The 12,562-nt window shown below is 58.2% G+C and carries 11 protein-coding genes; 8 read left to right on the top strand and 3 right to left on the bottom strand.

Annotation, left to right across the window (positions count from 1 at the left end; translation table 11 throughout):
• Positions 1–65: 65 nt before the first annotated feature.
• The 3 genes from rsmB to def form a co-directional block, all read right to left on the bottom strand.
• Positions 66–1,388: a 16S rRNA (cytosine(967)-C(5))-methyltransferase RsmB gene (gene rsmB, locus SVU69_00365; GenBank protein MDY6941446.1), complete on the bottom strand. Its 1,323-nt coding sequence runs from the start codon at positions 1,386–1,388 to the stop codon at positions 66–68.
• Positions 1,385–2,347 (bottom strand): methionyl-tRNA formyltransferase, encoded by a 963-nt coding sequence (fmt, locus tag SVU69_00360; GenBank protein MDY6941445.1) that lies wholly within the window; start codon positions 2,345–2,347, stop codon positions 1,385–1,387. Before fmt ends, rsmB begins: the two co-directional genes overlap by 4 nt.
• 85 nt (positions 2,348–2,432) lie before the next feature.
• Positions 2,433–2,960, bottom strand: coding sequence for a peptide deformylase (def, locus tag SVU69_00355; GenBank protein ID MDY6941444.1), 528 nt, complete (start codon positions 2,958–2,960; stop codon positions 2,433–2,435).
• Positions 2,961–3,201: 241 nt separating this feature from the next.
• Here def and SVU69_00350 point away from each other — a divergent pair, with 241 nt between their 5' ends.
• The 8 genes from SVU69_00350 (at position 3,202) to SVU69_00315 (ending at position 12,550) form a co-directional block, all read left to right on the top strand.
• On the top strand, positions 3,202–4,362 hold the full coding sequence (locus SVU69_00350) for a LysM peptidoglycan-binding domain-containing protein (GenBank protein MDY6941443.1): 1,161 nt from the start codon (positions 3,202–3,204) through the stop codon (positions 4,360–4,362).
• 33 nt (positions 4,363–4,395) lie between these two features.
• Positions 4,396–5,526: a DNA-processing protein DprA gene (dprA, locus tag SVU69_00345; protein MDY6941442.1), complete on the top strand. Its 1,131-nt coding sequence runs from the start codon at positions 4,396–4,398 to the stop codon at positions 5,524–5,526.
• A gap of 10 nt (positions 5,527–5,536) precedes the next feature.
• A complete protein-coding gene (locus SVU69_00340) occupies positions 5,537–6,016 on the top strand; it encodes a DUF494 domain-containing protein (GenBank protein MDY6941441.1) in 480 nt (159 codons plus the stop codon).
• 359 nt (positions 6,017–6,375) lie between these two features.
• Complete coding sequence (gene topA, locus SVU69_00335) at positions 6,376–8,694, top strand: type I DNA topoisomerase (GenBank protein MDY6941440.1); 2,319 nt, start codon at positions 6,376–6,378, stop codon at positions 8,692–8,694.
• A 33-nt stretch (positions 8,695–8,727) separates the two neighbouring features.
• The gene (locus SVU69_00330; protein MDY6941439.1) at positions 8,728–9,312 is read left to right on the top strand and encodes a Sua5/YciO/YrdC/YwlC family protein; all 585 of its coding nucleotides are present in this window, start codon (positions 8,728–8,730) and stop codon (positions 9,310–9,312) included.
• Positions 9,305–10,237, top strand: coding sequence for an oxygen-dependent coproporphyrinogen oxidase (gene hemF / locus SVU69_00325; GenBank protein MDY6941438.1), 933 nt, complete (start codon positions 9,305–9,307; stop codon positions 10,235–10,237). Before SVU69_00330 ends, hemF begins: the two co-directional genes overlap by 8 nt.
• The gene (locus SVU69_00320; GenBank protein MDY6941437.1) at positions 10,234–11,532 is read left to right on the top strand and encodes an HDOD domain-containing protein; all 1,299 of its coding nucleotides are present in this window, start codon (positions 10,234–10,236) and stop codon (positions 11,530–11,532) included. The genes hemF and SVU69_00320 overlap by 4 nt, the downstream gene beginning before the upstream one ends.
• A gap of 73 nt (positions 11,533–11,605) precedes the next feature.
• A complete protein-coding gene (locus tag SVU69_00315) occupies positions 11,606–12,550 on the top strand; it encodes a LysR substrate-binding domain-containing protein (GenBank protein ID MDY6941436.1) in 945 nt (314 codons plus the stop codon).
• The last annotated feature ends 12 nt before the right edge of the window (positions 12,551–12,562 follow it).

The raw sequence follows: 12,562 nt of genomic DNA, 5'->3' as shown, positions 1-12,562 counted from the left end.
GGAATCAAGTTGGTCGTCCATTCGAGGATCTGTGACCGAAGTCGGACTCCGTCTGGTAGCTCAGCCTAAGGCTTGGCCAGCAACGCATAGTAGAACCCATCCATGTCATCCTGTCCGGGAAGAATCTGGCGCCCGATGGATGCCGGTCGTCCCCACGTGGTCGGGAGCTCCAGTGCCTTGGCCTCGTGGTGTCGGGTCAGAAAATCGGTGATGCACCGCTCATTTTCATCCGGCAGAATCGAGCAGGTGGCGTACAGTAATCGACCGCCCGGAGCGAGATGACGCCATGCCAGATCCAGCAGCCGACTTTGCCGCGCCACCAAAGCCGTGATGTCTTCCGGGCGACGCAAGTACTTGATATCCGGATGTCGCCGAATTACGCCCGTGGCAGAACAGGGCGCATCGAGCAAAATCCGATCGAAAGGGCTCTGTTTAGGCCATTGCTGAGCTTCGGTCAGATCGGCGACCAAGGTTTCGGCCCGTAGGTGAAGGCGGCTCAGATTCTCCTCGACCCGTTGCATACGCTGGCCGTCGATATCGATCGCCAGTACGTCTGCTTCCGGGGTACGCTCCAGCAGATGCCCGGTTTTGCCGCCGGGCGCGGCACAGGCATCCAGCACGCGGTTCTGCGCGCTCGGGTCGAGTACCATGGCGGCCAGTTGGGCGGCTTCGTCCTGGACGGAAACCAAACCGTCGGCGAAGCCCGGCAGGCGATCAACCGCAACCGGGCCGGCCAAGCGGATCCCTGTGTCGCTGTGGGTAGTGGCCACGGCCAGAATATCGGCAGCCGCCAGGCGCTCAAGGTAAGATTCGCGCTCGATCCGTTGGCGGTTGACCCGCAAAGTCATGGGTGGATGTTGATTGTTCGCCGTGACAATTAATTCCCAGTCGTCCGGCCACGCCTGCCGAATACGTTCCAGCAGCCATCGTGGGTGGGAGAAGCGAACATGGTCGGTTTGATCCACCTGGCGTAATAGTTCAGTCGACTGTCGTTGGAATGCGCGTAGTATCGCGTTGACCAGCCCGCCGGCCCAGGCTTTATTGAGTTCGCGCGTGGCCGAGACCGTTTCCGCCACGGCCGCGTGGGCTGGTGTGCCGGCGTCGATCAGCTGATACAGCCCGATCAATATCAGTGCGTGGATGTCTTGATCGCGGCTTTTGAGGGGGCGTTTCAACAGGCGTTCGGCCAATGCCGCCATGCGTTCATGGTGTCGGAGTACGCCGTAGCAAAGCGCTTGGGCGAAGCTTCGTTGATCCGGAGCGGCGCGGGGCAGTCCTGTGGTCAATGCCGCCGATAGCGACTGACCCGAGATCAGCACTTGGGTCAGAATGCCGGCCGCTGCGGCGCGTCCGCTCAAGGTGCCCTTCGGATTGGCGCGCGTGCTCATCCCGTCTCGCCGAGTCGGCATGCGGACAGGTCACGGCTGTTGATCAAGTCTTGGGCGGAAATTTGTCTTCCGCCGGGTAACTGCACCGTCAGCAATTCAAGCACGCCTTGGCCGGTCGCGACTTTGATGCCGCCACGGCTTGCTTCAACCACCGTCCCCGGCGTGAGCTCACGGTCGATGCTGTCGTCTGGTTCCAAAGCGCGTGCTTTCCATACCCGAAGCGTTTCGCCCTCAAGCACGGTTTGTGCCACAGGCCAGGGGTTGAACGCGCGGACCTGACGTTCGATCGCGATCGCTGAATGGTTCCATTGAATTCGGGCTTCTGACTTATCGAGCTTCGCGGCGTAACTGATGCCGTCCGCAGGCTGCGGCTGAGGGTGTAAGTTGCCGGTGACAACACCCTCTAACGCTTCCATCAGGGCACTGGCTCCGAGTGTGGCCAGGCGATCATGGAGGCTGCCACCGGTTTCTTCAGGGGCGATACGGCAGGTCTTGCGGAGCAGCATGGGGCCGGTATCCAGTCCGGCATCCATTTGCATAATGGTGATGCCAGTCGTCGAATCGCCGGCCAAAATAGCACGTTGAATAGGTGCCGCACCGCGCCAGCGGGGCAACAACGAGGCGTGAACGTTGATGCAACCCGACGTGGGCAGGGCCAAAACGGCCGGTGGCAGGATCAGTCCATAGGCTACCACCACCATCAAATCGGCGTTCCAGCCGGCCAGTTCCATCTGAACGTCTTCAGTTCGAAGGGTCTTGGGTTGGCGAACGGGAATCCCCAGCGCGAGTGCCCGCGCTTTGACCGGGCTGGCCGTGAGTTTGCGGCCGCGGCCGGCGGGCCGGTCGGGCTGGGTGTAGACCGCAGCGACCTGGTGTCGGGACGCGGCCAGCATATCCAGGCACGGAACGGCGAACTCGGGAGTTCCGCAAAAGACAATGCGTAGCGGGGATGCGGCCATGATCCTCGGTCTGATTAATCGGGGCGGGGTGGTTGATTTGTGATAGCGAAGTATTCAGGCCGCCGGCGCTTGGTTCCCGGAGGACTCAGATTCTTGCAGCCTCGGGCGAGCCCGGTTGTTGACGCTGCGCTTTCGCTAGGCGCTTGCGAATTCGCTGCCGCTTGAGTTCCGATAAGTAATCGACAAACAACTTGCCGTTCAAATGATCGATTTCGTGTTGTATGCAAACGGACAGCAGTCCATCAGCCTCGAGTTCGAACGATTCGCCTTCGGTGTTCAGGGCTTTGACGCGGATCTTCTCAGCGCGTCGGACCGGTTCGTAAATGCCTGGGACCGACAGGCAGCCTTCGTCGCTCTCCTTGCCACCCTCCTGCCAGACAATTTCGGGATTAATGAAGTGCAAAGGCTCATCCCGGTTGTCCGAGACGTCGGCCACAATGACCCGTTCGCGGACGTTAACCTGAATGGCGGCCAGCCCGACACCTGAGGCGTCATACATGGTTTCCAGCATGTCACTTACCAGTTGCCGGATGCGCTCATCGACTTCAGCGACGGCCTTCGCTTTTTCGCGTAGGCGTGGGTCCGGAAAATGCAAGATGTCGAGTACAGCCATAGTCGGGTCGTAAAGTTGAGTCGAGTTGGGTCGCTATTACTGCTACAACAACGTCATCGGGCGAGGTGGCCACCATCTTGAGCGTGACAGTCAATCGACTGCTGCCGTGTCCAGATCGGCCAATTCGGATGACGAGTCGGAGTCGTCGTCCGGGCAGTATACCGTAGCATCCTTTGTTTGGACCACGTGGGTCGGTAAATGGTTTCCAAATTATCGCGATATGATCAGGAATCTACCTAAAATGAAGCGCAGTCATCATGCACTGAAGCGGTGGCCTTTACTCTCCATGTTAGGCGTCGCCGTGGTTGTCGGCGGATGTGCCGGAAAAACGGCCCCTGTATCCGAGCCACCTCCTAAAGTGGAGGCACCGGCCGGAATTTCAAGTTCTGCCGAGACCGCGGCTCCAACGGCACCAGAGATTGTCTTGGCGCCGGCCCACCCGGAGACGTATGTTGTCCGAAAGGGCGACACGCTATGGGATATCGCCGAGCTGTTTTTGAGGGACCCCTGGTTGTGGCCCGAGGTCTGGTACGTCAACCCGCAAATCGAGAATCCTCATCTGATCTATCCCGGCAACATTTTGGAGATCTACCCGGGAGATACCATCGAATTGACCTATGACCGCACGGCCGGTCAGCCCCGTTTAGTTGTCCGGCCCACTTCGAGTGCCCGGTTGCAGCCCGATGTGCGCAGCGAATCTTTGGCCGAGGCCATTACCACCATTCCATACAGCGACGTGGCGCCATTTTTGGTCGAGCCGCGAGTCGTCGATGAGGACGAACTGGAGCGGGCCGCTTACGTGTTGCGGCCGCTAGAGAAAGAGCAGCTCATGCTCGGCGCAGGGGATCGCATGTATGTGCGAGGGGACTTGGATGCCCAGGCCAGCAGCTACCAGGTAGTTCGTCCTGGTGACCCGCTGCTGGATCCCGAGACGGGGGAGAGTCTGGGTTTCGAAGCCATTGATGTCGGCGCGGCGGTGATCGAACGGGGCGGCGACCCGGCCTTGGCCCTGGCGACGCGCACCACCCGTGAAATTCTTATTCGCGACCGCTTGCTGCCGATCCGGGACGATTTGTTGAAACAGCGGTTTGTCCCCCGCTCGCCCGAAAAGCCCATCGAAGGGCAGATCATCGCGGTGTACAACGCCGTTGCTCAAGTCGGCCAGTATCAGGTCGTCTCTCTTAACCGGGGTGCGCGGGACGGCTTGGCGAACGGCCACGTATTGGCGGTGTACCAGCCCGGCGGCACGGCGAAAGATCCGCTGACGCGAAAGCATGTCGAGTTGCCTGATCTCAGGGCCGGAGAGGTCATGGTATTTCGCACCTATGATCGAGTCAGTTATGCTCTGGTGATGCGGTCGACCCGCAGCATCTACGAACATGACTATCTGCGGATGCCGTAAGGGAAAACGCCGACCCGACGTAAGGAACTTTTCTTGATTCAAGCGACGCCGACGGATGAGCTGGCGGCCGCGTTGGCGCTGATTCGTGCCCCTGGAGTGGGGCCGGCGACCTTTCGTCGTCTTTTGGATTGCTTCGGAAGTTGCCAAGCCTGTCTCGGGGCCGGTCAGAGCGCGTGGCGCGACGCTGGTGCCCCGCAAGCGGTCATCCAGTATTTGAAAACACCCGACTGGGGCAGTGTGGAGGCCGATCTGCGGTGGGCGCAGGCGAGCGATTGCCACATCCTGCTCCTCGGCCGGCCAGCCTACCCTGAACATCTCGCCCAGATTGCAGATCCCCCGCCGTTGCTGTTCGTGCGGGGCGATTTGGATGTCTTATCTGTCCCGGCTCTGGCTATTGTTGGTAGCCGTAATCCGACGTCGGCCGGTCGGCGTTCAGCCCATGAATTTTCCGCCCATCTGGTGGGTTACGGATTAACCGTCGTAAGCGGTTTGGCGGTCGGGATCGACGCTGCCGCGCACGAAGGCGCCTTGTCCGTCGGTGGATTGTCCGTCGCGGTCTGCGGTAATGGCTTGGACACGGTGTATCCTGCTCGACACCGCGATTTGGCGCATCGTTTGTTGGACGATGGTGCGTTGGTCTCGGAACTGCCCCCGGGTACGCCTCCGGCGGCTCGCAATTTTCCCCGGCGCAACCGCATAATCAGCGGGCTTTCCATTGGTACGCTGGTGGTTGAGGCGGCATTGAAAAGCGGTTCGCTTATTTCCGCCCGCTTGGCAATGGAGCAGGGGCGTGAGGTATTCGCCATTCCCGGTTCGATCCACAATCCCCTGGCGCGTGGTTGTCACGCCTTGATTCGCGATGGCGCCAAGTTGGTGGAAACAGCTCGAGACATTTTGGAAGAACTCGCTCCCCTACTCTCACCGGACGCCTTGCAAAGGGTTGGTTCGATTGTGCCGGAAGCTGAAACGGCATCTCCCGAAGATGGGCTGGACGAGGAGTATCGTCAGTTGCTCGCCTGTCTCGATTTTAGCCCGACGGGATTGGATGAGTTGGTTGCCCGTAGCGGATTGACGGCGGATAAGCTTTCCTCCATGCTGCTGATATTGGAGCTTGAAGGGCTAGTGGAATCCGCGCCCGGCGGTCGTTATAGCCGGGTCCGATAGAGGGGCTGATATGACGGAAAACGTGCTCGATGTCCTCATTTATCTGTTCGACAACTATATGGATGAGGAAAGCGATTGGGAGCCGAACCGAGAAGACCTGATTCTCGAATTAGAGGCAGCAGGTTTTCGCGACGGTGAAATCGAAAAAGCGCTGGCTTGGTTGGACGGCCTAGCCAATCATCGGGACGATCTCGCAAAGTCGTCACCACGCACTGAGCGTGCGATCCGTATTTTTGCTCAACCGGAAATCGACCGAATCGACGCGGAGTCGCGGGGATTCATCATGTATCTCTGTGAAAACGGAATTCTCACGCCCAGTCATCGCGAAGTCGTGATCGAGCGTATCATGGCGTTAGATGTCGAAGAAATCGACAGCGAACATGTTAAATGGGTGGTCCTCATGGTGTTGTTCAATATGCCAGGGCAGGAAGCCACTTACGCCTGGATGGAAGACTTGATGTTCAACGGCAACGTCGGCTTGTTTCATTGAGTTAGGCTACGCTTATTCGGCTGCAGGCCTTAATTTTGGCCTCCGCGTCGGATGTTGGGCGGGGCTGATACGGCCTCGTCATTAAAGAAGCTGGCGACTTTATCCGCTATTCGCCAGAGGGATCGCCACGATCCGCTCTCTGGGCAGACGCTCTGAGATCTATATTCGTTTTTGATTCATTCAAACCACAGGTTGGGTTCGTATTGACCTGTTCGGTCGCCGGGAAGGGGTTTCCCGTCGCAGGAAGGCTGTTAGAATCCGACTGCGCGGCGGAGCCTTCCAGGGTCAACGTTGCCGGCTGTTGTCGTCCAAATTATTCCGTATTGGCTGATTTGCCTGAAGGCCACTGAATTTCCGTAATGAGTAGCAAACTTGTCATCGTAGAGTCGCCCGCCAAGGCGAAAACCATCAACAAATACCTCGGCAACGACTTCCATGTTTTGGCGTCGTATGGGCATGTTCGCGACTTGGTTCCGAAGGAAGGGGCGGTCGATACCGAGCATGGTTTTACGATGAAGTACCAGGTGATCGATCGCAACGAGAAACACATCGAAGCGATCTGTAAAGCGCTGAAAAAGGCCGATTCGCTTTATCTGGCCACTGACCCCGATCGCGAAGGCGAGGCCATTTCTTGGCATCTCTACGAACTTCTGAAAGATCGTGGTTTGTTGGAAGGCAAACCTGTCTACCGCGTGGTGTTTCACGAAATCACGCAGCGTGCGGTAACTGACGCCATGGCCAATCCCAGGGAGCTTTCCAGCGATTTGGTGGACGCGCAGCAAGCCCGCCGCGCCTTGGATTACCTGGTGGGATTCAATTTGTCCCCCTTGTTGTGGCGGAAGATCCGGCGCGGTCTGTCGGCCGGACGTGTGCAGAGCCCGGCGTTACGTCTGATCGTCGAGCGGGAAGAGGAAATCGAGCGATTTCAATCCCAAGAGTATTGGACATTGGCCGCTCAAGCCGCCAAAGAGGATCAGGCTTTTGATGCCAAGCTGACGCAGTTCGATGGCGAGAAAGTCGAACAGTTCTCCATCACCAACGATGCGCGTGCCCAAGAAGTCCGCGACGCGCTGCTGAAGGCCGCACAAGGGCACATACGGGTTGAGTCGGTCGAGCGAAAGCAACGTCGGCGTAACCCCACGGCACCTTTTATTACCTCGACGCTGCAGCAAGAAGCGGCACGTAAGCTCGGGTTCACCACCAAGCGGACCATGCGGGTGGCACAGCAGCTTTACGAAGGGGTTGATGTCGGTGGTGAGACGGTGGGTCTGATCACCTACATGCGAACCGATTCGGTGGTGCTGTCCAATGACGCCATAGCGGAAATTCGCGCGCTGATCGTTGACCGTTACGGCGAGGTCCAGATGCCTGGCAAACCCAGGGTGTATAAGACCCGCGCCAAGAACGCACAGGAAGCACATGAAGCCATCCGGCCGACCTCCGTGCTACGAGACCCGGCTTCCTTAACGGCGTTCCTGTCGGCGGAACAAATCAAGCTCTATGAGCTGATTTGGAAACGCACCGTTGCCAGCCAGATGGTGCATGCCACCTACGATACGCTGGCCGTGACGCTGAGTCCGGGGTCCGGGCACGCATTTCGAGCCACCGGTCAAACGTTGGTCAACCCCGGGTTTATGGCCGTTTATCAGGAAGGCCGGGATGATGTGGGTAAGACCGACGATGATGCCGAGCGCACGCTGCCGGACATGAAAGAAGGCGACGTGCTGGATTTGCGTGATGTTCTGACGCAACAGCATTTCACGGAGCCACCGCCGCGTTATTCAGAAGCCACGCTGGTGCGGGCCTTGGAGGAATTTGGGATCGGCCGGCCGTCGACCTATGCAACCATCATTTCCACGCTGCAGGATCGCGAGTATGTGGAGATGGATCGCAAGCGCTTCGTGCCGACGGATGTTGGCCGAATCGTCAATCGTTTCCTGACCCAGTACTTCACGCAGTATGTCGATTACCAATTCACTGCCCGTTTGGAAGACCGGCTGGATGCGATCTCTCGCGGAGAAAGCGATTGGGTTCCGGTGCTGGAAGATTTTTGGGCGCCGTTCAAATCGCGGGTTGATGATACGCAGGAGAATGTCACTCGGGCTGAAGTGACCACTGAGGCGCTCGAGGAGCCGTGCCCCAAATGCGGCCGTCAGCTCACCATTCGGCTGGGCCGGCGTGGTCGGTTCGTGGGTTGCAGCGGTTATCCCGAGTGTGACTACACGCGCAGTCTGGATGAGTCGGCGGAGGATGATTCGCCGGGCGAAGTAGTGGAAGGGCGCAGCTGTCCTGAATGCGGGTCGGACCTGGCGGTCAGGCGGGGACGATACGGCAAATTTATCGGTTGCACGAGTTACCCGAAATGCCGTTATATCGAACCGTTGGAAAAGCCACAGGAGACCGGTGTCCAGTGTCCGGAGTGCAAGCAGGGGTCGTTGGTTCAGCGCAAGTCCCGTTACGGCAAGTTGTTCTACTCCTGTGACCGATACCCGAAATGCAAATATGCGGTTTGGAACCCACCTTTGGCGGAACCTTGTCCAAAGTGTGGTTGGCCCATTTTGACCGTCAAGACGACCAAGCGCCGCGGCACCGAAAAAGTGTGTCCGCAAAAAGAGTGTGGCTTTTCCGAGCCGGCGCCGGAGTTGGCGCCCCCCGAAGCTGAGTCCGCCAACACCTAGTGCCAATCTGAGCTTTGGCCGGAGGCATCGTTTGTGACTCCCTGGCATCTTCGCCACGCCCGTCGAATCCTGCGTGCCGGCGGCGTGATCGCTTATCCCACCGAAGGCGTCTTTGGCTTAGGGTGTGACCCCGGCGATGAGTCGGCGGTCCAACGAATTATTGCCCTGAAAGGTCGCTCTTGGCGTAAAGGGCTGATTCTCCTAGCGGCCTATGTTGATCAGTTACGACCTTATTTGGCGCCGATCGACACCGAGGTCATGGCGCGAATGACGGCGCTTTGGCCCGGCCCTTACACCTGGGTGGTGCCGGCGGCAGAAGGTGTTTCCCCTTTGCTTACCGGCGGTACAGGCGAGCTTGCCGTTCGCGTGACCGCCCACCCCGAGGCAGCGCGTTTGTGCCTGGCAGCTGATATGGCCGTGGTTTCGACCAGCGCCAACCCCAGTGGCCGCCCCGCTGCGCATTCTATTCATCAAGTCCGGCGTTATTTCGCCGATAAAATTGACTATATCGTTCCAGGTCCGACGGGCGGATTGCTTGGCCCAACAGAGATTCGCCACGCACTTTCGGGTCGGATTCTCCGCGCTGGAGCGTCAGCGATGGGAAAGGGTCATGCCTGATAGCTCTGTCGATGTGCTGGCCGTTCGGGCCTATTTGACCGAACTTCAAGATCGCCTTTGCGATGCGGTGGAGAAAGCCGACGCGGTCGCGCGTTTTCACGAAGACCGATGGGAGCGAGTCCGCGGCGGAGGGGGACGTACACGGGTGCTGCGAGATGGCGGCTTGATGGAACAGGCGGGGGTGAATTTTTCCCACGTCATGGGTGATGCCTTGCCGCCCTCAGCCACTGCTCAGCGTCCCGAGCTGGCGGGGCGCAGCTACCAGGCCATGGGGGTTTCGGTTGTTTTTCATCCGCGCAATCCGTATGTCCCGACGACTCACGCCAATGTGCGGTTGTTCGTCGCTGAAAAACCCGGTCAACCGCCCATATGGTGGTTCGGGGGCGGATTCGATCTGACGCCCTACTATCCCTTCCATGAAGATGTGATTCATTGGCATCAGGTGGCCCGAGAAGCTTGTGCGGGGTTTGACGAGCAAGCTTATTCGCGATTCAAACGGTGGTGCGATGAGTATTTCTATTTACGGCATCGCGACGAAACGCGCGGTGTCGGCGGGCTGTTTTTCGACGATTTGAATGACGGTGGATTCGAGCATTGTTTTGCGTTTCTCCGCCGTGTCGGAGATGCCTTCTGGCAAGCGTATGAGCCGATTGCTGCCCGGCGGCGTGCAATGTCCTTTGGCGACCGGGAACGCGAATTTCAGCTATACCGCCGAGGTCGATATGTGGAGTTCAATTTGGTCTACGATCGCGGCACTTTGTTCGGCCTGCAATCCGGCGGGCGAACTGAATCCATATTGATGTCATTGCCTCCGCTTGTCAGCTGGCGATACGGCTGGCAGCCCGAACAAGGTAGCCCAGAGGCGCGATTGTACGATGAGTATCTCAAGCCTCGGGATTGGCTCGGGGAGTTGGAACAAGTGTGACGGACGTGTCAGTTCATGATGGATTTTCACCGGGCCTTCCTGCCGAGGCGCGTGATAGCGACCGAGTATCGCCGTCTATCGTGGACATGCGTGACGTTTACATTGGACGGCAACCCATTTTTGATCGCGATCTTAAGGTTCAGTACTACGAGTTGCTCTACCGTTCCAGTCGGGTCGACTGGGCCGAGTTCGAAGATGGAGACGAAGCCACTTCCCAGTTGCTGAACAACAGTATGATCGAAATCGGTCTCGACCGAATCGCCAGCAGCCGTCCGGTTTTTATTAATCTCACCCGCAGCTTTGTCACCGGTCGAATACCATTGCCATTAGACCAGCAGCGTGTCGGCCTTGAGATTCTCGACGAAGTGGGTGTCGACGAAGAGGTGATCGACTCCGTCCGACGTTTCTCCGAGCAAGGATTTACCATTTCTCTGGACGATTTCATTTTTCAGCCTCACTTACGCCCCCTGCTGCGCTACGCCGATATCGTCAAACTGGATGTTCAAAGGCTGGGCCGTTCCGGTGTGCTCGACCAATTGGCCTTACTCCGCAACTTCGACGTGAAGTTGTTAGCCCAAAAAATCGAGAGCAAGCCCGATTTCGAGTTTTATCGCAAACTGGGTTTCGATTATTTTCAGGGATATTTTATCGCCAAGCCCAGTCTGATCGCGGGTAAGCAACTGGCGGTTAACCGGGTTCATACCTTGCGGTTGCTGGCGGAAGTTGAGAATCCCGCCGTTTCGGTTAAAGGTCTTGAAGACATAATCCGCAACGATGTGGTGTTGAGCGTCAAGTTGCTACGTTATATCAATTCCGCGTTTTTCGGCCTGGTGCGCAAATTCGAATCGATCCGAGAAGCGGTGATTTACTTGGGACTCAAGCCGCTCAAGGTGTGGGTCAGCTTGATTATATTGTCCCGAATGGAAGACCAGCCTGCGGAGTTGATGCGAATTGCGTTGATCCGGGCCAAGATGGCCGAGGCCCTTGCGGACATGCTGGGCGAGCAGTCCGTCGAAAAATTCTTTACTATGGGGTTGTTTTCCACACTCGACACCTTGATGGACATGTCCATGAAGGATGTCGTGGACTCGCTCCCACTCAACGAAGAAGTCGCAGAGGCTTTAGTGAATCGCGGCGGTGCCGCCGGAGAGCTGCTGACCTGCGTATTAGACCAAGAGCGTGGCACATGGAGACCAGAAGGCTACTTTGATCTGTCTCCAGCGGACGTGCGGCAGTGCTATTTCGATGCCATCGCTTGGTGCGATGAGGCATCGAAGTTCATGGTGAGTGCCTGAGTCATACACAGACATTCGCCGCCGTTTGACCCAGAGGTCGGCCAGTCGTGCCGACCGAACAGGGACGTTGTCGATGACGCTTACCGAACTGAGATATATCGTCGCCGTCGCGCGTGAAAGGCATTTCGGCCGCGCAGCGGAGAGTTGCTTCGTCAGCCAGCCGACATTGAGTGTTGCCGTGCGTAAACTGGAGGAAGAGCTGGGCGTCGCCCTGTTCGAACGGGGACGTAACGAAGTCTGCCTGACGCCCGTCGGCGAGCGGATTGTGGAACAGGCCGGCCGGGTTTTGGAAGAAGCCGCGGTTGTGAGGCAGATCGCGCAGCAGGGCAAAGATCAACTGGTGGGTCCGCTTCGCGTGGGCGCCATCTATACCATCGGACCGTATCTGCTTCCTCATTTAATTCCTCGTCTTGGCCGGCTCGCGCCTGAGATGCCACTGGTTATTGAAGAGAGCTACACGCGGACGCTTGCCGAGCGGTTGAAGCAAGGGGAATTGGACGTGATTCTTGTTTCTTTGCCGTTCGACCAACCCCAGATCGAAATTTCGCCGCTCTATGATGAGCCCTTCGTGGTGGTCATACCTTCCAGCCATCGCTGGATTCGCCGCGACGCCGTGTCGGCGCGAGAGCTCGCGAGTGAGAATTTGTTACTGCTGGGCGAAGGCCATTGCTTCCGAGAGCAGGTGCTCGATGCCTGTCCGGGGTGTGGTCGCGGGGATAACGGGTCGATGCAGCGAGGGGTAGAAGGCAGTAGCCTGGAGACCATTCGCCATATGGTCGCCAGCGGGTTGGGCGTGACGGTTCTGCCAAAAACATCGACGTTGAGCGCTCCGCAATGGGATAGTTTGCTGGCCATTCGACCGTTTCGAGGGAAAGTCCCTTGTCGCCGCGTGGTCATGGTCTGGCGGCGGAGCTTTCCCCGGCCCAAGGCCGTCGAAATATTGCGCCGCGCGATTTTGGATTGTCGGCTTCCGGGCGTCAGCTACATAGAACGGCAGGTGGAAGCCGTCGGTATTTGATTCAGCTATGCT

It is taken from the genome of Pseudomonadota bacterium, assembly GCA_034189865.1.
Taxonomy (GTDB): domain Bacteria; phylum Pseudomonadota; class Gammaproteobacteria; order UBA5335; family UBA5335; genus JAXHTV01.
The sequence above is the reverse complement of the archived record's forward strand: the minus strand, read 5'-3'. Positions and strand labels throughout refer to the sequence as shown.

Coding starts and splice junctions, on each gene's coding strand:
- hemF (MDY6941438.1), top strand. CDS start 9,305: ATGCCTGATAGCTCTGTCGATGTGCTGGCCGTTCGGGCCTATTTGACC.
- fmt (MDY6941445.1), bottom strand. CDS start 2,347: ATGGCCGCATCCCCGCTACGCATTGTCTTTTGCGGAACTCCCGAGTTC.
- rsmB (MDY6941446.1), bottom strand. CDS start 1,388: ATGAGCACGCGCGCCAATCCGAAGGGCACCTTGAGCGGACGCGCCGCA.
- SVU69_00350 (MDY6941443.1), top strand. CDS start 3,202: ATGAAGCGCAGTCATCATGCACTGAAGCGGTGGCCTTTACTCTCCATG.
- SVU69_00340 (MDY6941441.1), top strand. CDS start 5,537: ATGACGGAAAACGTGCTCGATGTCCTCATTTATCTGTTCGACAACTAT.
- SVU69_00315 (MDY6941436.1), top strand. CDS start 11,606: ATGACGCTTACCGAACTGAGATATATCGTCGCCGTCGCGCGTGAAAGG.
- def (MDY6941444.1), bottom strand. CDS start 2,960: ATGGCTGTACTCGACATCTTGCATTTTCCGGACCCACGCCTACGCGAA.
- topA (MDY6941440.1), top strand. CDS start 6,376: ATGAGTAGCAAACTTGTCATCGTAGAGTCGCCCGCCAAGGCGAAAACC.